This window comes from Sulfurospirillum sp. UCH001 (genome assembly GCF_001548035.1).
GTDB lineage: Bacteria > Campylobacterota > Campylobacteria > Campylobacterales > Sulfurospirillaceae > Sulfurospirillum.
The window spans coordinates 245,214-267,912 of sequence record NZ_AP014723.1 but is presented as its reverse complement, the minus strand read 5'-3'; the positions used below and the strand labels follow the sequence as shown (position 1 = coordinate 267,912).

At 35.1% G+C, this 22,699-nt stretch carries 23 protein-coding genes; 9 read left to right on the top strand and 14 right to left on the bottom strand.

Translation table 11 applies throughout. The features are described 5' to 3' along the window. Positions 1 to 41 precede the first annotated feature (41 nt). The 6 genes from plsY (at position 42) to UCH001_RS01345 (ending at position 4,828) form a co-directional block, all read left to right on the top strand. Complete coding sequence (gene plsY / locus UCH001_RS01370; RefSeq protein WP_067173267.1) at positions 42 to 668, top strand: glycerol-3-phosphate 1-O-acyltransferase PlsY; 627 nt, start codon at positions 42 to 44, stop codon at positions 666 to 668. Beyond that, a complete protein-coding gene (locus tag UCH001_RS01365) occupies positions 668 to 1,003 on the top strand; it encodes a dihydroneopterin aldolase (protein ID WP_067173265.1) in 336 nt (111 codons plus the stop codon). The genes plsY and UCH001_RS01365 overlap by 1 nt, the downstream gene beginning before the upstream one ends. Positions 1,004 to 1,082: 79 nt before the next feature. Then, a complete protein-coding gene (gene hsrA / locus UCH001_RS01360) occupies positions 1,083 to 1,754 on the top strand; it encodes a homeostatic response regulator transcription factor HsrA (protein ID WP_012856039.1) in 672 nt (223 codons plus the stop codon). 23 nt (positions 1,755 to 1,777) lie between these two features. After that, positions 1,778 to 3,043: a HAMP domain-containing sensor histidine kinase gene (locus UCH001_RS01355; RefSeq protein WP_067178433.1), complete on the top strand. Its 1,266-nt coding sequence runs from the start codon at positions 1,778 to 1,780 to the stop codon at positions 3,041 to 3,043. Positions 3,044 to 3,110: 67 nt separating this feature from the next. Beyond that, positions 3,111 to 3,362, top strand: a complete 252-nt coding sequence (locus tag UCH001_RS01350; protein WP_012856037.1) for a YfhL family 4Fe-4S dicluster ferredoxin — start codon at positions 3,111 to 3,113, stop codon at positions 3,360 to 3,362. After that, positions 3,362 to 4,828: a Ppx/GppA phosphatase family protein gene (locus UCH001_RS01345; protein WP_067173261.1), complete on the top strand. Its 1,467-nt coding sequence runs from the start codon at positions 3,362 to 3,364 to the stop codon at positions 4,826 to 4,828. The genes UCH001_RS01350 and UCH001_RS01345 overlap by 1 nt, the downstream gene beginning before the upstream one ends. A gap of 57 nt (positions 4,829 to 4,885) precedes the next feature. Here UCH001_RS01345 and bamA read toward each other — a convergent pair whose 3' ends face one another. Then, entirely contained in the window at positions 4,886 to 7,123 is a 2,238-nt protein-coding gene (gene bamA, locus UCH001_RS01340; protein WP_067173258.1) for an outer membrane protein assembly factor BamA, read from the bottom strand. Between the two features lie 131 nt (positions 7,124 to 7,254). Here bamA and UCH001_RS01335 point away from each other — a divergent pair, with 131 nt between their 5' ends. Then, positions 7,255 to 8,082: a prephenate dehydrogenase gene (locus tag UCH001_RS01335; RefSeq protein ID WP_067173255.1), complete on the top strand. Its 828-nt coding sequence runs from the start codon at positions 7,255 to 7,257 to the stop codon at positions 8,080 to 8,082. 55 nt (positions 8,083 to 8,137) lie between these two features. Here UCH001_RS01335 and UCH001_RS01330 read toward each other — a convergent pair whose 3' ends face one another. The 6 genes from UCH001_RS01330 to UCH001_RS01305 form a co-directional block, all read right to left on the bottom strand. After that, positions 8,138 to 9,130: a beta-ketoacyl-ACP synthase III gene (locus tag UCH001_RS01330; RefSeq protein WP_067173253.1), complete on the bottom strand. Its 993-nt coding sequence runs from the start codon at positions 9,128 to 9,130 to the stop codon at positions 8,138 to 8,140. A gap of 9 nt (positions 9,131 to 9,139) precedes the next feature. Next, entirely contained in the window at positions 9,140 to 10,132 is a 993-nt protein-coding gene (gene plsX, locus UCH001_RS01325) for a phosphate acyltransferase PlsX (RefSeq protein ID WP_067173251.1), read from the bottom strand. Then, positions 10,133 to 10,285 (bottom strand): 50S ribosomal protein L32, encoded by a 153-nt coding sequence (rpmF, locus tag UCH001_RS01320; protein WP_067173249.1) that lies wholly within the window; start codon positions 10,283 to 10,285, stop codon positions 10,133 to 10,135. 1 nt (position 10,286) lies between these two features. Next, positions 10,287 to 10,655 (bottom strand): DNA-binding protein, encoded by a 369-nt coding sequence (locus tag UCH001_RS01315; RefSeq protein WP_067173237.1) that lies wholly within the window; start codon positions 10,653 to 10,655, stop codon positions 10,287 to 10,289. Positions 10,656 to 10,660: 5 nt separating this feature from the next. After that, complete coding sequence (ndk, locus tag UCH001_RS01310) at positions 10,661 to 11,074, bottom strand: nucleoside-diphosphate kinase (protein ID WP_067173233.1); 414 nt, start codon at positions 11,072 to 11,074, stop codon at positions 10,661 to 10,663. Between the two features lie 142 nt (positions 11,075 to 11,216). Then, the gene (locus tag UCH001_RS01305; protein WP_067173230.1) at positions 11,217 to 11,501 is read right to left on the bottom strand and encodes a DUF362 domain-containing protein; all 285 of its coding nucleotides are present in this window, start codon (positions 11,499 to 11,501) and stop codon (positions 11,217 to 11,219) included. Between the two features lie 352 nt (positions 11,502 to 11,853). Here UCH001_RS01305 and UCH001_RS01300 point away from each other — a divergent pair, with 352 nt between their 5' ends. Then, positions 11,854 to 13,830 (top strand): methyl-accepting chemotaxis protein, encoded by a 1,977-nt coding sequence (locus tag UCH001_RS01300; RefSeq protein WP_067173227.1) that lies wholly within the window; start codon positions 11,854 to 11,856, stop codon positions 13,828 to 13,830. Positions 13,831 to 13,938: 108 nt separating this feature from the next. Continuing rightward, the gene (locus UCH001_RS01295) at positions 13,939 to 14,535 is read left to right on the top strand and encodes a peroxiredoxin (protein ID WP_067173224.1); all 597 of its coding nucleotides are present in this window, start codon (positions 13,939 to 13,941) and stop codon (positions 14,533 to 14,535) included. A 49-nt stretch (positions 14,536 to 14,584) separates the two neighbouring features. Here the strand turns inward: UCH001_RS01295 and UCH001_RS01290 are convergent, their stop codons facing one another. From UCH001_RS01290 to pheA, 7 genes are all read right to left on the bottom strand, one after another. Then, entirely contained in the window at positions 14,585 to 15,001 is a 417-nt protein-coding gene (locus UCH001_RS01290) for a Fur family transcriptional regulator (protein ID WP_067173221.1), read from the bottom strand. A gap of 88 nt (positions 15,002 to 15,089) precedes the next feature. Next, on the bottom strand, positions 15,090 to 16,922 hold the full coding sequence (gene dxs, locus UCH001_RS01285; protein WP_067173218.1) for a 1-deoxy-D-xylulose-5-phosphate synthase: 1,833 nt from the start codon (positions 16,920 to 16,922) through the stop codon (positions 15,090 to 15,092). Positions 16,923 to 16,937: 15 nt separating this feature from the next. Then, positions 16,938 to 17,735 carry a flagellar assembly protein FliH gene (fliH, locus tag UCH001_RS01280; protein WP_231963945.1) on the bottom strand — a complete coding sequence of 266 codons (798 nt, stop codon included), beginning with the start codon at positions 17,733 to 17,735 and terminating at the stop codon, positions 16,938 to 16,940. A 1-nt stretch (position 17,736) separates the two neighbouring features. Next, positions 17,737 to 18,765, bottom strand: a complete 1,029-nt coding sequence (fliG, locus tag UCH001_RS01275; protein ID WP_067173216.1) for a flagellar motor switch protein FliG — start codon at positions 18,763 to 18,765, stop codon at positions 17,737 to 17,739. Next, a complete protein-coding gene (gene fliF, locus UCH001_RS01270) occupies positions 18,762 to 20,486 on the bottom strand; it encodes a flagellar basal-body MS-ring/collar protein FliF (RefSeq protein ID WP_067173213.1) in 1,725 nt (574 codons plus the stop codon). The genes fliG and fliF overlap by 4 nt, the downstream gene beginning before the upstream one ends. Before the next feature lie 11 nt (positions 20,487 to 20,497). Then, positions 20,498 to 21,598, bottom strand: a complete 1,101-nt coding sequence (hisC, locus tag UCH001_RS01265) for a histidinol-phosphate transaminase (RefSeq protein ID WP_067173210.1) — start codon at positions 21,596 to 21,598, stop codon at positions 20,498 to 20,500. 3 nt (positions 21,599 to 21,601) lie between these two features. Continuing rightward, positions 21,602 to 22,669, bottom strand: coding sequence for a prephenate dehydratase (pheA, locus tag UCH001_RS01260; RefSeq protein WP_067173207.1), 1,068 nt, complete (start codon positions 22,667 to 22,669; stop codon positions 21,602 to 21,604). Positions 22,670 to 22,699: the final 30 nt, after the last annotated feature.

Sequence of the window (22,699 nt, the reverse complement as noted above, 5' to 3'; positions counted from 1 at the left end):
AATTATTGCTATACTGCGGGAATTTCAATGAAGGATTAGGTGTGGATTTTCTCTTAAACATTAACGTTCAATTTTACATTTTAAGCTATCTTATCGGGGGAATACCCTTTGGTTTATTGATTGCAAAACTCTTTACTGGCAAAGATATTAGAGAAAGTGGTAGCGGTAGCATTGGTGCAACAAATGTATTAAGAGTACTCAAAGAAACTAATCCAGCATTGGCAAAAAAGTTGGCAATTACAACCGTTGTTTTGGATGCATTAAAAGGTGTTGTATTATTGATTATTGCAAAATTAATTGGTTTAAGTATTGAGACATTGTGGGCTATTGCTATCTTTTCAGTAATTGGTCATTGTTACAGTCCTTATCTTAAATTTGAAGGTGGTAAAGGTGTCGCTACAGGAGCAGGTGTACTGTTAGTCATGCTTCCTATTGAGACGTTAATTGCATTTATTACATGGTTTATTGTTGGTAAAGTACTTAAAATTTCTTCTTTATCATCATTACTAGCACTTTGTGCTCTTATCCTCTCTTCTTTTATCATTCATCCAGATATTGATGGTATTAAAACTCATGCGCCTATTTTTATCATCGCTTTTGTGATTGTTTACAAACATATTCCAAACATTGTTAGACTCTTTCAAGGTAAAGAATCGAAAGTTATCTAATGCAAATTATTATTCAAGATTTAACGTTTGAAACAATTGTCGGGATTCTTGAGGAAGAACGTCATACACCTCAACGAGTCATTTTAAATGTCAAACTTGATTATGATTACAGTGGAGATAATTTTATAGATTATGCTAAAGTCTCCACTTTTCTTGAAGAAGAAATGAATAAAATGTCTTATTTTTTACTTGAAGATGCGCTCAATGATTTAATCCAAAAACTGAAAGTTTTTCATCCACAAATCCATAAAATAAAACTTCAAATTTTCAAACCTGATATTTTGTCAAATGCGATGGTTGGGGTTTCACAAACCATTTGCTACTCCAAAAATTAAAATTTAATTAAAAAAACTTTAAATCTAGCTAAAATTGTGGTATAATCCCGTTTAAATTTTAGCAACTAAGGAATTTATAATGCGAATTTTAATCGTTGAAGATGAAGTAACCCTCAATAAGACCATTGCAGAAGGCTTACAAGAGTTTGGTTATCAAACCGATAGCTCTGAGAACTATAAAGATGCAGAATACTACATTGGTATTCGAAATTATGACCTCGTTTTAACAGATTGGATGCTCCCAGACGGCGATGGCGTTGATCTTATCAACCTTATCAAACAAAAATCTCCTCGTACCGCAGCAGTAATTATCTCTGCGAAAGATGACAAAGAGAGCGAAATTAAAGCACTTAAAGCGGGTGCAGATGACTATATCCGCAAACCATTTGATTTTGATATTTTAGTCGCTCGTATCGAAGCAAGACTTCGCTTTGGCGGTACCAATGTGATCAAAATTGATGACTTGACCATCGATCCGGATGAAGAAAAAATTACCTATAAAGGTCAAGAAATTGAACTTAAAGGTAAACCATTTGAAGTTCTTACTCACCTTGCTCGCCATAGTGATCAAATCGTATCTAAAGAGCAACTTCTTGATGCAATTTGGGAAGAGCCAGAACTTGTTACACCAAATGTTATCGAAGTTGCCATTAACCAAATTCGTCAAAAGATGGACAAACCATTGGAAATCTCAACTATTGAGACAGTTAGACGAAGAGGTTATAGATTTTGCTTTCCCAAAAAAGTATAAGAGAAAGTTTTATATTACAATTGGTGTCCGCTTCGGCGACACTGATTGTAATCTTTTCCGTCATCCTCTACAACTATATTAAAATCTCAATTTTTGAAGATATTACGCAAGAGCTTACAAAACAAGCTAAAATTATTGCCACTTCTCGTGTCAGTTCTATAGAGCGTATGGGTATTAATATTTTTGATCCATCTCTCAGTTCTATTAACAATCCAGCGGATGTCCAAGTCACTATTGCCATTCGTGTAAATCAAGGCAATGTTCCTTCGTTTGAACACAGTGAAAAAGATGATCAAAAATTTCTCACGATTTATTACCCCTTAGAAAAACGCGAGCATTATTTTATTTCGATTACTAAAGATATTTCCAACACCGATGTACTTCTCAACAAAATTCTTCGAAATATCCTTAGCATCAATCTCACAGCAATTTTTCTAATACTTTTTTATGCACTTTTTCTCTCTCGAATGCTTGTACTCCCTATTCGTTCTTTGACTAACAAATTAGCGAGCATGAATGAAAATTTTCTACAAATTATTGACACTCAAAAACTTCCTAGCGAATTCCAGCCTTTGGGTGCAAGTATCAATAAGCTTGTTGAGCGTATTCAAATCTTTGTTAACTCTCAAAAAGAACTTTTCATAGGTGCCGCACATGAGCTCAAAACGCCTTTAGCTGTTATGAAAACTAAAAATGAAGTAACCCTACTGAAGCCAAGAGAAAATGAAAAATATATTGATACGATTAAAAGCAATAACCAAACCATCAATGACATGAATAAAATGATTAGTAATATCCTAGAAATAGGTCGTCAAGAAGGAGCTCAATTTGAAAAACCCATTGAAATTGATCTTATTGCATTTTTAAAAGAACAAGTGAATAATTACACCATTCTAGCCAAGATGGAAGAAAAAAATATTATTGAAGATATTACCCCTCTAAGCTACAAAATAACCATTCAACCGACTCTTTTAATGCATATTTTGCAAAATTTTGTTCAGAATGCTATTAAATTTACCCCTAAAGAAGGGAATATCACAGTCCAATCTTATCTCAATAAAGAAGGTTTTTTCGTTCATGTGATTGATGAAGGCATTGGTATTGATGAAAGCAAAGACCTTTTTGCACCTTTCAAGCGTTATGGCAATCAAACAGGTGCAGGCTTGGGACTCTTCCTTGCTAAAAATGCAGCTGATGCAATTGGAGCTAAAATCACTCTAAAAAACAGAGAAGACGTACAAGGAACCGTTGCAACACTACTACTTCCACTTCGCAAACGCTCTCTTTAAATTTCGTTAAAGTATTTTTAGTGTATAAACTCGTCAATAAATTTGACTTTATACAAGGAAAAAAAGCATGTCTTTAATGATCACGGAAGAGTGTATTGCGTGTGACGCGTGTCGCGATGAATGTCCAAATGGAGCGATCGAGGAATCAGATCCTATTTATATTATTGATCCAGATGTCTGTACAGAGTGTGTTGGTCATTATGACGAACCAGCTTGTATCTCTGTTTGCCCAGTAGAATGTATTATCCCAGACCCTGATAATATCGAAAGCGTTGAAGAATTAAAGCTAAAATACGAACAGCTTAACAGCGACAATTAATGTCAAAACGAACAGCCATTATTGATATAGGATCAAATTCTGCGAGAATGGCGATCTTTGAAAAAAGTAGTCGTTTTGCGTTTCATCTCATTAATGAAACAAAAAGCCGTGTACGAATTGGTGAAGGTGCTTATAATTTTGGTGGTATGCTCCAAGAGCCTGCTCTTAAACGTGCTTTTACTACTCTCGAGGAGTTTGGTCACATCATCAAAGGGCTTAAATGCAATAAGGTACTCTGTATTGCAACTTCTGCTCTTAGAGACGCCCCCAATGCTAATGCTTTCATTAAAAAAATTCATAATGAACTCAATATCAACATTAAAATCATTGAAGGTACAAAAGAGGCTTATTATGGTGCGGTAGGTGCACTTAATTATCTTAAAGACATTCAAGATGCAGTAACAATTGATATTGGTGGAGGCTCAACCGAACTTGCTAAAATTGAAAATGGTAAAATTGTTGAAACAATTTCACTCAATATTGGTACCGTAAGACTCAAAGAGCTCTTTTTTGATAAAAAGATTCCTCTTGGGGAAATCCGTACTTTTATTCATAAAGAGATTGAGAAGATTCCTGAACGTTTTTCATGCAATGATATGATTGGTATCGGTGGCACGCTTAGATCACTGTCTAAAATTATTATGGAACGTACAAATTACCCTCTTAAAACAGTTCATGGCTTTGAATATGAAATAGCTTCCCATACACCTTTTGTTGATGCCATTGTTAATTCTGATGTTTTAGGGCTTAAAAATTTAGGAGTAAGAAAAGATCGCTATGATACTATGAGAGAAGGATGTATTATCTTTCAATCCATTTATCAAAAGCTCTCTTGTAAGACGATTATTACGAGTGGAGCAGGCGTAAGAGAAGGTGCATATCTTTGTGACCTTTTACGTTCTAATCACCATACGTTTTCTCCTAATTTTAAGCTCAGTCTTCGAAGCTTTAAAGATCGCTTTTCACTTATGGAAGAAGACAATCTATATATCAAAAGAATTTCTCATCTTCTTTTTGATACGTTAGCTCCGTTACATGGAATCTCTGAAACCTATAAATTTGAGCTTGGTGTTGCAGCAGAGCTTCATAATATTGGAACAAAATTAGGTTTTTACCAAAATCATTTACACAGTTTTTATTTCATTTTGAATAATCTTAATTATGGTTTTTCGCATCAACAAAAAATACTCGTTGCAATGCTTATCAAATATCATGTGAATAAACTTCCTACGATTGAAGATATAGCATTGTATAAAGCTCTTCTCCCAGATATGCAGACAGTTCAATGGCTTAGTTTTATCCTTTCTCTTGCTAAAGCAATTAATAGCGATATGAGCCGTAGTCCAATTAGCTTTAGTTATCAAAACCATACACTTACCATTCAAGCAGAAAAAAAATTATTTTTGGCTCGCGAGCAGATTAAACAGCTGATGAAACCAGCCTCTTTTGCAATTATAATTAAGTAGAAAATTTTAAAGTAGTGAAGAGTAAAAAGAGAGGTTTAAACCTCTCTTTTATTAGTATTAGAATTTTTGTCCAATTGTAAATTCAAACGAAGCTTTTTTATCTCCTGTTTCATCCATAACAGGTTGTGCAAAAATCAAACCAATTGGTCCAAGTGGAGAAATCCATTCAAGTGCAACACCTGTACCGCCACGTTTGATATCGAGACTATCATCGCCAATCATACCATAGTCAAAGAAAATCGCACCACGCATTTTAAGTCTCTCAACTAATGGGAAACTCGCTTCAATTGAGTTTACAAACATGGTATTTCCACCAATTAAGATGTTTGTGCCATTTAGTTTTGGAGAAAGTGAATTAGATTCATAGCCACGGATCGTTCTTACACCACCCATGTAGTATTTCTCACCATAAGAGTATTTTTCATCTGATGAATTCATTGCTAGGTATTTAAATTGCGCTTTATAGCGTAAAATTAGATCATAATCAATGAGATCTTGCATACCATAATACGTAGCAAATTTATTTACACTACTCATAAATTTCTCATCACCACCAAGTCCTGCAATCTCTAAACTACTGCTCGCTGCAATACCGCTACGTGGAAGGTAGAAATCATCTGTATTATTAAATGAAATTCCAGGAACGATAGAACTTTTAAGTGTTGTTTCATCTGTCCATAAAATATTTTTATATGGTTGAAGTTCACCTGTTAAGTTAGAAAGTTTAGATTGCTCAATAATATATCCTAATGAAACGCCCCAATTACGTGCAATTTTTCTTCCTAATACAACATTAATACCATATTTTTCTTCATCATAGTAGTAGTAATCGTTGTTTGCACCATAAATTTTACCACTAAGGCTGTAAACTGAATCAAATAAGCGAGGGTTACTTAATGAAATTGCACCATTAAGTTCACTGTCACTTCTTTCAACATCAATACCAGCTCTTAAACCTGAACCAAAAATGTTTCCATCTGAAATATTTGCACTTAAAAGAAGTCCGTCAGAGGAGCCATAACCAATACCTCCACCAATAGAACCAGTAGATGCCTCTTTTACATTAACAACTATATCCATTGAGTTTTTGCTTAAACGCTCTTCTTTAATTTCAACATCTTCGAAATAGCCTGTTCGCTTGAGCGCTTTTTTTGTATCGTCAACGTCTGTACGGCTATAAAGATCATTGTTCGCCAAATAAACTTCACGTCGTACAACTCTATCGATTGTTCGGCTATTGCCTGAAATTCTAACGTTATTAATATAAACTTTTTCTCCAGGAACAACTCTATATGTGATATTCGCTACATGCGTTTTTTTATCACTCTTCACATCAGGAATAATTTTTACGAAAGCATACCCTTGATCTGCGACTTTAGTTTCAATAAGTGTCATATCTTTACGTAATTTTGCTACGTTGAAGACTTTTCCATTTTGAAGGAACATTTCTTTAATAACTTCATTTGTATCAATAAAGCCATCTGGAATTTCAATTGCAATGGTCCCAACCTTATATTGCTCACCTTCGCTAATGCTGTAAACAAGATCAGCGGTATAACTATCTAAATAGGTTTTTAAGAATGGCTGGCTAACTTCACAATCAAGATATCCTTTTTGCATGTATGTATCTTTGATACGTGCTGAATCGTGTTCTAGATCATTAGTTCTTAGCTTTCCATCGTTGAATCCCCACATCCATGGAAGCCATTCTTCAGACTTATTTGCAATATTTGGTTCAATATCACCGTATTTTAGTTCTTTTGAACCACATAAAGTCACTTTTTTGATAACAATATTTTCACCACGGTTGATAACAAAATCAATCGCCATAGAAAGTTTTTCACTTAAAGGTGTCGTTTTTATCTCAACGACGGTATCAAAGTAGCCTTTGTCTTCATAAAATTTAATAATTTTAAGTTTGGAAAGTTCCGCACGTTCAGCATCATAAACTTCCCCTTTTTTAATGCCTGCGAGCTTATTCATCTCATCTTTATCACTCTCGCTAATACCTGAGAAATCAACTTTTGCAATAACAGGTTTTTCTTTAACGTGAATAAGTAAAGCGCCTTCACTCACCTCTTCAACCCAAACATCTTCAAAATAGTTTTGTTTGTAAAGCGTTTTAACCGCTTTATCGATTTTTTCCATATCGACAGAGTCACCGGCTCTCATATCGATCATCTCAGAAGCCATCTCTGGGGAAAGGTGGATTAATCCATCAAACTGAAGGCTTTTTAACGGTGCCGCATACAATGCAGTTGCGACAATGAGAGACAACGCAGTTACTTTTTTCATACTGATTAGCCCTAGAATATAATTTTTAGATATTTTGAACTATAATACCATCTCTAGAATTAAGTGCCTATTAAAACCATAAAATGGCTATTTTTTGGTACGTAATGATGTGTGAAAGAAGGAGTTTCTTAATGGTAGTAGGTATAGTTGGTTTAGGTTTAATGGGAGGCTCATTAGGATTAGCACTTCAAAATACAAAATTGGTATCTAAGATTGTGGGGTTTGACCATAATTTAAGTCACTGCGAAGAAGCATTAAAATTAGGACTTGTTCACGATATCGTCTCTTTTGCAGAAATTAAAACATGTGACATGATTTTTCTTGCAATCCCTGTTGGTGGAATTATTAAAGCACTCCAAGAACTTCAGAATATCCCAACTAATACGACTATTGTTGATATGGGAAGTACAAAAGCAGAAATTGTTGAATCTGTTCCTGAAAATATTCGTGTTAATTTCATTGCTGCACACCCAATGACAGGTACAGAAAAATTTGGACCAAGTGCGGCTATTCAAAATTTATATCATGATAAAGTAGTAGTTCTTTGTGATACTGACAGTAGTGGTGATTTGCATAAAAATAGAGCTATTCAAGTCTTTTCACATATCGGTATGAAAATCGTCTTTATGGATCCATACGCCCATGATGCACATGCTTCTTTTATTTCGCATCTTCCTCACGTTATTAGTTATGCCCTAGCAAATAGTGTTATGGGACAAGAAGACCCTAAAAGCATCCTTGCTTTAGCAGCAGGTGGTTTCCGTGATATGAGTAGAGTTGCAAAGAGCTCACCTCAGATGTGGTCAGATATTTTTAGACAAAATAAAGTGAATGTTCTAAATTCCATTGAAATTTTCGAACAAGAATTAGAAAAATCGAAAAAAATGATTGAAGAAGAAGATTGGAGTGGTCTAGAAGCATGGATGAGTAAAGCAACAACTCTACATAAAATTCTTTAATTTTTTACACATGTAAGCATTAAATGCTTACATGTAGTAATACTTATTTAATAATTCACTGACCACCAAAATGTACTAATGCACTTGCCCATGTAAATCCACCACCAAAAGTATCCAATAACATTAGATCACCTTTTTTGATACGACCTTCTTCATAAGCGTCATTCATTGCCATAGGGATAGATGCTGCTGATGTATTTCCATATTTTGCAACGGTTAAGACAGTTTTTTCAATTGGAAAATCAAGTTTTGCACGTACAGCTTCAATTATCCTAAAATTTGCTTGATGCGGTATAAAATGATCAATTTCTGAAGCAGTAATATTATTTTTTTCTAAAATATCGATTACATCATTGGTAAGTGTTTTAACAGCTACTTTATAGACATCATTACCTTGCATCTTAATATAATTGAGTTTATTATCAAGCGTTTCTTGTGAACAAGGATACTTTGAACCGCAACCAGGCGTTATTAAAAGATCTCCATAACGACCGTCTGCTGAAGCATGTATGTCGATAATTGCTTCGTTTTTGTCTTCTGTAACACTAATAATAGCGGCTCCTGCACCATCTCCAAAAAGAATACAAGTACTACGATCAGTATAATCCACAACACTACTAATTTTTTCTGCTCCAATTAAAAGAACATTTTTCTTTGCACCCGATTCGATGAATGCTTTTGCCATGGAGAGCATATACACAAATCCACTACAAGCAGCACTGATATCAAATGCCATGACATCATTAATACCTAATTTTCCAGCAATAACACATGCAGTAGAAGGCATACAAAAATGATCAGGTGAAAGTGTTGCACAAATAATAAGATCAATCTCTTCTTTAGCAATACCAGCACGCTTAATGGCAACTTCAGCTGCCTTCACACCTAAATCACTGGTTGATTCATCCTCTGCAGCAATACGTCTCTCTTTAATACCGGTACGTTTTTCAATCCACTCGTCACTGGTCTCGACCATTTTTTCAAGATCAGCGTTACTTAATATACGGGCAGGAGCATACGCCCCAATGGATTTTAAAGATGCGTACACATTTATCCTTTATTGCTCTAATAGTGTTAATTTCTGTTCAATATCAGCATTAATATTAGAACTTGAGAAACTAATCGCTTGAAAAATAGCATTCTTCACTGCTTTTGCATTGCTTTTACCATGCCCAATGATTGCGCAGCCATTAATACCAATAAGTGGTGCACCACCGTACTCTGCGTAATCTACTTGTTTTTTAAGCACTTTAAAAACTTTTCGCATAAGTACGGCTCCTGCAATTGCAAGAGGAGAACGTCTAACGTTTTGCTTGATAATTTTGGTAATAGAGTCCGCAACACCTTCGCTGGCTTTAAGTAAGATGTTTCCTACAAAACCATCGCATACAATGACATCTACAGAACCATCAAAAACATTATTACCTTCTACATTACCTACAAAACTATCAAGTTTTTTTAGTGCTAAAAATGCTTCTTTCGTGGTTTCATTTCCTTTACTCTCTTCTTCACCATTAGAAAGCAAACCAACTTTGGGCTTTGCAATTTTTAAGACATCTTTCGCATATGCTTCACCCATAATAGCAAATTGCGCTAAATGTTCTGCTTTGCAATCTACATTTGCGCCTACATCTAAAACGAGGCTAAGTTTACCAGCAATTGCCGTTGGCATAATCGTAGCAATTGCAGGACGCAAAACACCTTTTAGTCGTCCAATTCGTAAAGTTGCTAGACTCATTGTTGCACCACTATGCCCCATAGACACAACAGCATCAGCTATTTTATCCTTGACAAGATCAACAGCTTTATAAATGGATGTCTCTTTGCGTTTAAGCGCATTGGTCGCAGCTTCATGCATATCGAGAATATCTGTTGCTTCAATAAATGAGATTTTATCTAGATAATCATTAGGGATTAGGGATTTGAGAACAGTAACGTCCCCAACAAGAAGCGCTTTAAAATTACGTTCTTTCAGCGCAAGAAGGGTTCCTTCAACAATAGGAGCGGGACCGAAGTCCCCGCCCATCGCGTCAATTGCTATGGTTAGCATTTAGTTTTTATATTCGCCTGTTGTTTTGTTCACTCTGTGAGGCATTTTCCATGTTCCATCACTGTCTTTTACTGGCATAGGAAGTGTCACTTTATAGTGAGTTCTTCTTTTTGCACTTCTTGTTTTACTTACACGTCTCTTAGGTACTGCCATTTTACTCTCCTTTTAATTGTTCACATTGTCCACAATAGTGGTAATCGCTTTTGAAAGCTTCAATTTCACTCTGAAGCGCTACTTCAAGATCTATCAAACCATCAAAAAATTCTATTATATTTAAAAGTTCTTCACCTTCTTGATCTTTATAAAGACCATCACTTGCGAAGACTTCAACACGTTCATTCACTTTTAATTCAAAACCTTCAGCACAACGGTCACACACATGAGGAAGAATTCCTTCCATAATGCCTGAACATTTTACCATTGTCTTATTTGTCTTTAAAGCTTCACCAGAAAATCTAATCTTGCCTAAAGATGTTTCAAAATGAATCCCATTAGCGGGAATTTTTTTGAATTCAATTTGCATTGAAATTAGAGAATCTCTCTTCTTGCAAAAAAGAAGTCAATTTCAATTTTTGCATTCTCTAAGCTGTCGCTACCATGAACAGCATTTGCATCAATACTATCAGCGAAATCCGCTCTAATAGTTCCTTTTGCTGCTTCTTTAGGATTAGTTGCACCCATAAGCTCGCGATTTTTAAGAACAGCATTTTCGCCTTCTAAAACCATAACGACTACTGGTCCACTAATCATAAACTTAACAAGATCACCAAAGAAAGGTCTACTTGCATGAACTGCATAAAAAGCTTCTGCATCCGCTTGGCTAAGTTGAACTTTTTTCATCGCTGCAATTTTTAATCCATTTGATTCAAATCTGTCAACAATTTTACCAATAACGTTTTTAGCTACTGCATCTGGCTTAATAATGGATAATGTGCTTTCCACAATCCGCTCCTATATATAATTGAATTTCATAACTTTGTAGGGAATTAGAACGTGGGAGTATAGCAGAATTTTTTTTTAATATCAATTAAATACTATTTTTATACTATATAGAACAAAGAGGGATGACCCCTCTTTGTAGCTATTATTCAGCACAAGGAGTTGTGCCTTTTCTCATATCTGCACCGATTTCATCACGGCTTGGTTGTCCTGGATATGGAGCGTCCCATACAATACAACCCTCTGTTGGACATGCTTCTGCACATGCAGGAGCATCATGGTGGCCAACACATTCAACACATTTGTCAGCGTAGACATAATAGATATCAGCACCTGTTGGGTTATCGCTATCATCTACGATTGCTTCTACTGGGCACTCATCAATACAGGCACCACATGCGATACAAATATCAGTAATTTTTACTGCCATAATTTCTCCTTAACTCGGTATTTTTTACTAACAAAAAACTATATCGAAACTAAATTAAAATTGATATTAAAACCAAATTGCTAGTTAAAAACTAAACAAATGGCTTATTTAAACAGCTCAATCTGGAATCTTATTTTAAACAAGAGATCTCATTTTAAAATCTTTTATTAAGAAATATTACATAAAATTCGTAGCATGAAAATAGCTTAACTTTTATTTCAGCCAATCATGTCAATAACATAGAATTTGTCAACATGGTAAATAAATATTAACTTTTTTCTTTATGTTTAACTTCTCAAAAGGTATATTTTCATATTATTAACTCAATAATATTTTAGCGTGGAGACAATCAATGAATTCTATAGCGAAAAAAGTAACAATTTTACAGGTATTAATTGTTTCTGTATCAATTTTTGCTTTTATTTTTTATATCAATTTTTACCTTACAGGTTATATCCAACAAGAAACAGAACAAAAGATTAATGCAAATATTTCTGGATTAGAGCAAACTGTTAAAGTTTATAATAGTGCACTAGAAGATACCGCCATCAAACTTTTTAATATTTTCAAAGCAGATTTTGGAGCTTTTCATATCAATCCTAATGAAAAAATTAAAGTGAATGGTATTGATACACCTACCCTTACAAACGCTGGATATACACTCAATAATCATTTTACAAAAGTTGATACTTTTACTGATCTGACAGGTGCTGTTGCAACTATTTTTGCTTTGCAAGGTGACGACTTTGTACGTGTTTCTACATCACTAAAGAAAGAAGATGGCAGCCGTGCAATGGGAACATTTTTAGGTAAGAACAGTCCTGCATATGAACCAATTATGCAAAAGAAACAATACATCGGAAGTGCACGATTATTTGGAAAAGATTACATTACCGTCTATGCTCCTATCGTAGAAAATGATAAGATTTTGGGTATTTTGTTTATTGGGTATAACTTCACAGAGGGATTAAAAGCATTAAAAAATCAGATCAATAATATGAAAATTGGTGACAATGGTTACTTTTATGCCATGAATACCAAAAGTGAATCGTACGATGTGCATCCCAAAATAGATACTACTAATACAAAAATTTCTTCAGAACTTGATAAAAAAATGCTTGCTCAAAAAAATGGTATGTTACATATAACAGAAGATGGTGAAGCAAAGATCGTTAGTTTTCAAGCTTTTGACAAGTGGAATTGGATATTAGTAGCAAAAGCGAACGAAAAAGATTTTCAAACTGCAAATGATAAACTTAGAAATAATCTTATTATCACTTCTCTTATTATGACTCTTGTTATTGTGATCATTATTTGGATTATTATCAATCAAATCATTACAAAACCTCTTAATAATCTTATTGAAAAAGCAAAAGAACTCTCTAGTGGAGATGGCGACCTCACACGTCATTTAGAGATCAAAGGAAGTGATGAGATTGCACAGGCTAGTGAGCAAATTAATAACTTTATTGAAAAAGTACGCATTCTCATTTGTAATGCAAAATCTCTTTCGTGTGAAAATTCTTCTATTTCACACGAACTATCTACCACATCCCTTCAAGTTGAAAAACTTGTTGAAAAATCAACAACAATCGTTATTGATACCACTCACCAAGCTAATCAAATTCGTAACAATATGTTAGGATCAATTGACCAAGCAAAAAATAGCAAAGAAGATATGATTAAAGCCAATAATTCACTTTATTCTGCAAGTAGCGCTGTCGTTGCTTTAACAGAAGAAATTCAAAAAAGCTCAGCAACGGAAATTGAACTTGCACATGGATTAAACCAATTAAGTGTGGATGCTGAGCAAGTGCGAAATGTTCTAACTGTTATTAGTGATATTGCAGATCAAACGAATCTTCTAGCACTTAATGCTGCGATTGAGGCAGCACGTGCAGGCGAACACGGCCGTGGATTTGCAGTCGTTGCTGATGAAGTCCGAAAACTCGCTGAACGTACTCAAAAAAGTCTTATTGAGATTAATGCTACAATCAATGTTATTGTTCAATCTATTGTAAATTCTAGCGAACAAATGAGTTCGAACTCTAAAAAAGTTGAAGAACTTGCTCAGACAGCTCAAGAGGTTGAAAATCGCTTACAAGAAAGTTTCAAAATCATTGATTCAGTAACAAAAATCACTGAAAACACGGTTGATAACTACCTTCAGACAGGTAATGAAATAGAACTTATTATTGCTAAAATAGGTGAAATCAATAAAATCTCAACTGAAAATAGTCGCAGTGTTGAAGAGATCGCGGGAGCTGCTGAACATCTAAGCCGTATGACAGAAAACCTTAACCATAAATTGGGGGAATTTAGAACCTAATTTGGATTAAATCTTATTGGATAGAATTAGTCTTATTACTTAAAAGAGTTTTTTATATTTAATTGTATAATTTCCGTATCAATAAAAATTCTCAATTAAAGGATACTCATGTTAGTAACAAATAAAGCTCCTGATTTTACCGCAACCGCAGTACTTGGTGACAATCAAATTGTCGATAATTTTAATTTATACGAAAACTTCGGCGCAAAAGGTACAGTTCTTTTCTTTTATCCACTCGATTTTACTTTTGTATGTCCATCAGAAATTATTGCATTCGACAAAAGATTAGAAGAGTTCAAAAATCGTGGTATTAACGTTATTGGTGTTTCTATCGATTCACAATTTTCACATTTTGCATGGAAAAACACTCCAGTTAACCAAGGCGGAATTGGACAAGTAAGATTCCCATTAGTTGCAGATATTACAAAACAAATTTCTCGTGATTATGATGTTCTCTTTAAAGAGGGTGTTGCACTTCGTGGTTCATTCTTAATCGATAAAGATGGAACCGTAAGACATGCTGTTATCAATGACTTGCCACTTGGAAGAAACATCGATGAAATGCTAAGAATGATTGATACAATGCTCTTTACGAATGAGTATGGTGAAGTATGTCCAGCAGGTTGGCAAAAAGGTGATAAAGGTATGACTGCAAGCACAGAAGGTGTTGCTGACTACCTTGCACATAACTCAGATAAACTTTAATTTATAAAGCTAAGAGATTATTCTCTTAGCTTTTCTCTCTTTTTATTACTTACTTTTTACAACAAAGCGTACATGACTCTACAGTTGCAATGACATCCATACGATCAATTTTTACACTTTTCATTTGCTCTAATACTGTTTGATAAGCAAACAAATTTTTATCATAATCTACATCTTCAATAGCACCACATTGACGACATACAAGATGAATATGCGGCTTTGAATAAATGTCATAACGCATCTTTCCTTCAGCAGTATTCACTTCAATTACAACACCTTTTTCTTTAAGCGTAGCCAAATTTTTATAAACTGTTGCCAAAGACATAGAAGGGTTCTCTTTTCGAAGAGCTTCATATAGATCATCAATAGTAGGATGCATCTTTTTTCCTAACTCTTTAAGAACAGATATTCTTTGGGGCGTTGCTTTAAGCTCTTTGGTTTTAAGAAGATTGATGAAATCATTCATAATAAACCCCTTTTATAATATTTTCTTGAATGATTCCATATTTTAGTTCAATTTATCTCAAAAAAAATTAACTAATATTTTTTATTAATTAATAGAACTCTTTTGAAATTACTTCTGCTAATTGTTCAACCGTAATGCCCAATTGTTCTTCAACAAGATGTGTTGCTCCATGCGTAATAAATGCATCTTCATATTCAAATGTTTTAATATTCACGTTTAAAGTATGTTTTTCTTTCACTGCCATTAATAATGAACCTACACCACCTATCTTAGCACTATCACTAAAAACGTACCATTTATTGTATTCTTGTGATAATGCAATCAACAATGTTTCATCCAATGGCTTCACAAATCTCAAATCAACAATAGCTGCTTCAATACCCTGCTCTGCTAGTAATTTTGAAGTTGCAATAGCCTTACCAACACCACTTCCATATCCCAAAAGAAGAATACTACTTGTACCTTCTTGGAGCAGTTGTGCTTTGCCATATTCAAATGGTAATGACTCAAAAGCATCTGATTCTAAAAATGCTCCTCGTGGATAACGAATTGCTAATGGCCCTTTATGCATATAAGAATAATGAATAGCGGCATGCATTCCTCTCTCATCGCGTGGAGCCATCAAAGTCATATTGGGAATTGCACTTAAATAAGAGATATCAAATGCTCCTTGATGTGTCTCTCCATCTTCTCCTACAATTCCTGCACGATCGATCGCAAAAACAACATCTAAATTCATAATACATGCATCATGAATGACTTGGTCATAAGCTCGTTGTAAAAAAGTAGAATAAATACTCACATACGGTTTAAATCCCTCTTTAGCCATAGCACACATAGAAGTAACAGCATGTTGTTCAGCAATAGCCACATCCCAAAAACGATTAGGATAAGCTTGAATTAAAGGGGATAGTCCTGTACCACTTGGCATTGCAGCAGTAACACCGACAACATTATCATGAGTTTTTGCTAATGTCATAAGTGCTTCTGAGTACATTGTGGTTGCATTTTTGCTCACACCTTGCTTGATAGCTTCGCCACTAGCGACATCAAAAGGCCCTACTCCATGCCACTTTTCATAATACCCTTCTGCCATTTCATACCCTTTGCCTTTAAGAGTTTGGGCATGAATAATAACTGGTTTTTTGAGGCTTCGTGCTGATTGAAGGGCTTTAATCAAGCTCTCTAAATCATGCCCATCAATAGGTCCAATATAATCAATTCCTAATTCTTCAAATAAAATACCTGGAGTAATAAGTTTAAAACTCTCTTCAAACTTTTTCGCCATATAGGTGGCACTCTCTGGTAAATATTGTAAAATCTGTTCCGTTGTTTTTTTGATTTTTTGGTAAAAACCACCTGCCATTGCGCTGGATAAAAATTTACTAATAGCACCAATAGGTTTTGCAATACTCATCTTATTGTCATTTAAAATAATAACAACAGGGTATCTACGATCTCCAAGTTCATTAAGGGCTTCATACACCATACCAGCACTCAATGAGCCATCACCAATCAGTGCAACAGGTACACGCTTATACTGTTCACCTTTCAATGCAATAGCTTTTGCTGCACCAACAGCAAGTGAGATGGATGTTGAGCTATGTCCTGCAACAAAATAATCACAATCTGATTCATCTGGTCGTGTGTAGCCACTAATGCCATTGAGTTCTCGTAGAGTTTCAAAACGCTCCCATCGATCCGTCAGAAGCTTATGGGTGTATGCTTGATGGCTAACATCAAAAATGAAGGGATCATTCTTTACATCAAAAACATAATGCATAGCTACTATAAGCTCTACTGCACCTACATTGCTGCTCAGATGGCCACCATTTTTGCTAACAGTCTGAATAATTTTCTGCCTAATTTGCTCACAATAGTCATTTAATTCTTCAATAGAGGATTCTCGTAATTGTTTCATGTCTTCCAGTGCTTTTTAGTTTTCTTGTAATAGATATTTCACTTTTTCTAAACGCATTGCCAAATTGCCATCTAAGTTTCCTACATCGCTAAGAATGACAACACCACCTAGCGTAATCGCATCATCCGATGTTACTTTTATTTTTTCATCTTCCGCATAAAGTTCTTTAAGTGCATCTAAGTCCTTTGGATTGACCTTAAGTTCAATTTTGACAGCATCTTTGACCTCTTTCAGCAGTGCCTTGGAAAGGGATGCTGCAATTTGTGTACTTGATAAACTGACCTCTTTTTTGATCACCTCTTTAGCAATCTCAAAAGCGGTAACACTCATATCAGTTTCAAGTTTTGATATGCGTTCTTCTATACTTTTGTAAAGTGTATCTAAATGGCTGATTGACTTTAAATAACGCGATCGAATCTCACTAATTGCATCCTCAGCTTCCTCTTTTGCCTTTTGATAACCTTGCGCATAAGCATTTTCTCTTTCACGCGTTAGCTCTTCTGTTAATCTGTTATTGAAATCTTGTTCTTGCTTTTCAATTTGAATCTGAAGCTTAACAACATTTGTTGTGAGTTCATCTGTTTTTTTGAGGAGCTCTTCAATAAATTGATTTTGTGTTCCTTCTTCAATGCGCGCAATCGTTACAATTTCGTCATTTACTGGCATCGATTCGGGATCATATGAACTTACCTCTTCATTCACATGTAATGGCGTGGAAGTTTCTGATACGTTGGAACCTAAAACTTTAAACCGGTACGGCTTTACAGAGTGGTCTTCAACCTTCTCTTTATCAATAATATTCTCGCTCACCATCTTAACCTATCATCTCTTCAGCTTCACCGATTTGGAGAATGCCTTGTTCTGCAAGTTTTTGCACCTCTTCAACAATTCTTCTTTGTGACTCTTCAACATCTTTTACACGCACAGCGCCTAAAAAGTTCATCTCCTCTACAAATGCCTCTTGTGCACGTTGAGACATATTATCAAAGAATTTTCGTTTCAAATCATCTGCTGATCCCTTAAGAGCAACCATTAGATCACGTTTATCTGCTACTTTAAGAATTTCACGTACAGCATTTCCATCAAGCTTCATAATATCTTCGAAAGTGAACATCATATCTTTAATAACAGATGCCAATTTTTCATCGGCTTGTTCAATATATGCGATAGTTGTCTTAGAAGCTTTTTGACCAAGACGATTAAGAATTTCTGCAACAGCTCGTGGGCCACCCACTTCAACCTTATAAGAAGTCAATGATTCTAATTTATTTTCCAATACTGCAGAAACGCGTTTAACAACTGAAGGTGAAATTTCACCTAAATTTGCCATTCTAATCGTAACTTCACTTCGAAGCTGATCAGGGAAGAACGAGAGTGTTTCAGCCGCGCTCGTAGGGTCCATATGTGCTAAAATAAGCGCAACGGTTTGTGGGTGCTCATTAATAATAAAATCACCCAACTGCTGAGGCTTAATTTGAGAAAGATATCCAAAGCTCTGTGAATTTTCCATTGATTTAGAAAGTTTATCAAGAATCTTTTGAGCACCTTCTGCACCAAAAGTACGATAAAGAATCTCTTTTGCATATTCCATACCACCACTTCTGATGTATTGGTTGGATTGTAAAATGACATAAAACTCTTCCAAAACAGCATTTGCAACAGATTTATCAATTGTTTTAGCAGTGGCAATAAATTTAGAAATATCGGTCACGACATCAATTTCCATATGTGAAAAAAGATTTGCCGTCGCATCTTCGCCTAACTGAATCATCAAAATTGCAGCTTTTTCTGCCATAGAAAGTTCATTATAAAGGGTTTTTTGCTCTTCTGTAAGTTTCATTATGTTAGATCCTTTGAGCTATTTTTCTCATAATCACCCTCATTACGAATCATAGATTGTAAGAGTGCCGCAAATTCTTCACTTTTTTGTTCTGCAACATGTTTAAGCTTTTCAAGTAAGACGTCATATTTAAGAGCCTCTTCATTAAAGTCTTGACCAATTCCAAGCTGATCCTCGACTTTTTTACGAGCTTGTCTGAATTTTTCTAACGTATCTTCAGCTCCCTCTTCTTCATGCGCTGTAATTGGCTCAATTTCATCTTCAAAATCATCTAATTTTGTTTCAACCATTTTTTGGCTGAATGGAATAATCACTTTTTTATAGAAGGCAAACAGTAAAATACCGACAATAACATATTTTAATAAAGGTACCAATGGTCCTACGTAATTGGTGACTTTATCCATCAAATCTTTAGTTGGAGCACGTGTTCCATCACTCGAAAGTGGCTTAAATTCAAAGTTACTAACCGTGACTTCATCACCTCTTGCTTGGTTATACCCAACAGTTTGACGTACAACATCACGAATAGCATCCATCTGATCTTTTGTGAGAGGAAAGTACTCTAATTCACTTTTTTTCTTACCGTCAGCATCGACTCCATATTTATAAACACCATCAACAACTACCGCAGCAGTTAAACGCTTAACTTTTGCAAACTCATCTTTAGAATTAACCACTTTTTTTGAAATTTCATAATTGGTAGTCGTAGAACTTTTTTGATATGTTTCGCCTTTTTTATTACTTTCAAGTCCTTGTACGGGCCCTATATTACTGATCGCACCAGGAACGCCTCCTACATCTTGAGGCTCTTTTCCTTCACGTTTTTCTTCAACACTCTGCTCGCTTCTAGGTACAGAGTTTGGATCATATATCTCACTAACATAATCTTGTTGGGAAAAATCAAAATCGATGGTTACTTTTGCATTGACTTTATCCACACCACCAATAACGGGAGCTAGCACATTGATAATTTTCTGTTCTACATTGTGTTCAAACTCTTTTTTATAGCGCATCTGGCTTTTAACCAGCTCACCTTGAAAAATATTGCTCTGCTCATCACCTAAAGGCTCACCATCTTGATTGACAATTGAAACATTTTCTGCAGTTAAGTTTGAAACCGAAGCAGCAACAAGATTTTTAATGCCTACTATCTGTTTCACAGAAAGATTCATACTCGGTCGAATATTTAGAACAATGGACGCTGTTGGTGCCGCTTGTTTTTGAGCAAATACTGTCTCTTTCGGAATAGCGATATGTACACTTGCGTTAGAAATTGGTCCTAAACTTTCAATAGTACGTGCAAGTTCACCTTCAAGTGCTCGAATATATTTGATCTTTTGTTCAAAATCAGTCGCACCAAACTCAGTTTTATCAAAAATTTCAAAACCAACTTTGCTATTTTTAGGAATGCCTTGTGCAGCTATCGAAATTCTTTGTTTATGCACCATTTCTGTAGGAACAGCTATTGTTCCTTCGTTGAGTATCTTATAAGGAACTTTCTCTTTTTCAAGTTGTTGAATAATCAGTGCAGAATCACCCGCAGTTGTGTTTTCAAATAAAACACTGTACCCACTTCCTTTACTCGAAGTGGAGTTTTTGTAGAGCGTCAGAAACACTAAAAAACCGATAAGAACAACAATCGAAACTGCTGCAACTATCTTTTGACGCAAGGTCAAGTTTTGTATGAGTGTTGCTATTTGATTTAAAAGTGTTCTAAGCTCCATATGTCTTTCTCTTACTTATAAATTGTTTTAAAGAGTTCAAAAAAGCGTGCATTTTGTTCAGGTGTTCCTATGGTAACACGAATTGCATTCATACCATACGATCCTAAATTTCTAACGATTATACCTTTTTCCATCAATTTTTGCGCAATCACACCAGAGTTTTTACTTGCATCAAATTCTAATACAATAAAGTTTGTATAGCTCTCAATAATATTAAAACCCAGTTCTTTTGCAAAAGCTTCATATGATTTCATTTGTTCAAAATTTTCTTTGACAGAAGCATCCACAAACGCTTGATCACTCAGTGCAACAATTGCCGCTTTAAGCGTTAAATTTGTGATATTAAATGGTGCTCTCAGTTTTAAAAGTGCCTTGATAATTTCTGGTTGCGCAATTCCATAACCACAACGCATACCCCCAAGTCCATACGCTTTTGAGAATGTACCTGAATAGAGTGTATTTGGGTATTTTGCAATGATTTCGCTTGGAACAATTTTTTTCGCAGGGTCTTTAAAACTTGCATACTCTTGATACGCACCATCAATCACTACAAGTGTTTCAGGACTGATGTGATCTAAAAAGGCATACACATCTTTTGTATCTAAACACTCTCCGAGCGGATTGTTTGGAAGGCAAAGGAAAATCACTGATATGTCTTTATTTGCTTTGTAAATATCTAACATCTCTTGAAGATTATGACCAGCTGATGGTGTTTTAAGGATGGTTGCTCCTGTTTGAAGAGCATAAATTTCATACATTGCAAAGGTAATTCCAGCCATCAAAACTTTTGTATTGGGATTTGCTTTCGCATGGACTGCAAAAGAGATCACTTGATCGCTTCCCGCACCAATAATAATATTTTCCTCTTTTACAGCATATTTTTTAGCCAAAGCTTCTTTGAGCTCATACATACTATCATCTGGATATAAATTCATTTTAGCAGCTTCTGCACGTACTGCTTCAAGTACTTTAGGACTACATCCTCTTGGATTTTCATTGCTGGCTAATTTGATAACATCTTTAGCTTCTATGCCGTATTCACGTACTACAAGCTCAATAGGCTTACCTGCTTCATAAATTTTTAGTTGATCTAAAACACCGTTAAATTGCATCTCTCATCCTCCACAAATATAGCTACCGAGCCATTTAATATCATATCTTTCTTTATTCTCTTCAATTACTTTTTGAACGTTCTCATCATCAATATGTCCTTCAAAATCCATATAAAAAATAGATTGAAACCCTTTTTCTTTTGTCGGACGTGACTCAATTTTCGTGAGATTGACTTTTTGATCTTGGAATGTCTGCAAGAACTCTACAAGACCACCTGGTTTATCATCTGTTTTTGCCAAAATTGAGGTTTTATTATGTACGCCTTTTTTATTTTTAAAATCACTCAAAATCAAAAAGCGTGTTTGGTTTGCCATATTGTCTTCAATTTTGGCAAACATAATAGGCACATTATAAAGTTTAGCAGCAATATGCGAACAAATAGCAGCAGCATCATGATCTTCACTTGCTTTTTTTGCTGCTTCTGCGGTTGATTTGGTAGGAATAAACTCTACCCCTAAGAGCATATGTTCTTCTAAAAACTTTCGGCACTGATTGTACCCTTGCGGATGCGAGTAGATACGTTTTATTTTTTTGATATCTTCACATACTGTGGCAAAAGAGTGGTGAATATCCATATAGAGCTCTGCAACAATTTTAGAACTAAACTTTCCTAAACAATCAAGGGTTGTACCAACAGCTCCTGCTGTATTGTTCTCAACAGGCACTACACCATACTTAGCTTCACCATTTTCAAGCACATGAAAAACAGCCTCTATTGAGCTTACTTCAATGTAACTCCCCATCGCACCAAAGCGGCTCTCTGCAGCTTGATGTGTATAACTACCCTCTGGCCCCATAAAAGCAATTTTTTCTGGGAACTCAAGATTACGACTTACTGCAAAAATTTCTAAATAGATTGCATCAATCGCTCTATTGTTCAATGCACCATTATTTAGTGCTTTTAAACGATCCAAAATCTCTTTTTCTCGCTCAGGGCGATAAATAGCTGTTCCACTGGTCTGCTTTGCACGACCAATCTCCTTAACAAGCTCCATACGATCATTGAGCAACTTCAAAATTTGATCGTCTATATGATCAATTTTTTTTCTGTATTTTTCTATTTCTTGCATTTATCTGCCTTTGAGATGCCCAATAGCTGG

Coding starts and splice junctions, on each gene's coding strand:
- UCH001_RS01365 (WP_067173265.1), top strand. CDS start 668: ATGCAAATTATTATTCAAGATTTAACGTTTGAAACAATTGTCGGGATT.
- UCH001_RS01350 (WP_012856037.1), top strand. CDS start 3,111: ATGTCTTTAATGATCACGGAAGAGTGTATTGCGTGTGACGCGTGTCGC.
- plsX (WP_067173251.1), bottom strand. CDS start 10,132: ATGCTAACCATAGCAATTGACGCGATGGGCGGGGACTTCGGTCCCGCT.
- bamA (WP_067173258.1), bottom strand. CDS start 7,123: ATGAAAAAAGTAACTGCGTTGTCTCTCATTGTCGCAACTGCATTGTAT.
- fliH (WP_231963945.1), bottom strand. CDS start 17,735: ATGGTGAGCGAGAATATTATTGATAAAGAGAAGGTTGAAGACCACTCT.
- rpmF (WP_067173249.1), bottom strand. CDS start 10,285: ATGGCAGTACCTAAGAGACGTGTAAGTAAAACAAGAAGTGCAAAAAGA.
- UCH001_RS01290 (WP_067173221.1), bottom strand. CDS start 15,001: ATGAATGATTTCATCAATCTTCTTAAAACCAAAGAGCTTAAAGCAACG.
- UCH001_RS01335 (WP_067173255.1), top strand. CDS start 7,255: ATGGTAGTAGGTATAGTTGGTTTAGGTTTAATGGGAGGCTCATTAGGA.
- UCH001_RS01315 (WP_067173237.1), bottom strand. CDS start 10,655: ATGCAAATTGAATTCAAAAAAATTCCCGCTAATGGGATTCATTTTGAA.
- pheA (WP_067173207.1), bottom strand. CDS start 22,669: ATGCAAGAAATAGAAAAATACAGAAAAAAAATTGATCATATAGACGAT.
- fliF (WP_067173213.1), bottom strand. CDS start 20,486: ATGGAGCTTAGAACACTTTTAAATCAAATAGCAACACTCATACAAAAC.
- hisC (WP_067173210.1), bottom strand. CDS start 21,598: ATGCAATTTAACGGTGTTTTAGATCAACTAAAAATTTATGAAGCAGGT.
- UCH001_RS01295 (WP_067173224.1), top strand. CDS start 13,939: ATGTTAGTAACAAATAAAGCTCCTGATTTTACCGCAACCGCAGTACTT.
- hsrA (WP_012856039.1), top strand. CDS start 1,083: ATGCGAATTTTAATCGTTGAAGATGAAGTAACCCTCAATAAGACCATT.
- dxs (WP_067173218.1), bottom strand. CDS start 16,922: ATGAAACAATTACGAGAATCCTCTATTGAAGAATTAAATGACTATTGT.
- UCH001_RS01300 (WP_067173227.1), top strand. CDS start 11,854: ATGAATTCTATAGCGAAAAAAGTAACAATTTTACAGGTATTAATTGTT.
- UCH001_RS01345 (WP_067173261.1), top strand. CDS start 3,362: ATGTCAAAACGAACAGCCATTATTGATATAGGATCAAATTCTGCGAGA.
- UCH001_RS01305 (WP_067173230.1), bottom strand. CDS start 11,501: ATGGCAGTAAAAATTACTGATATTTGTATCGCATGTGGTGCCTGTATT.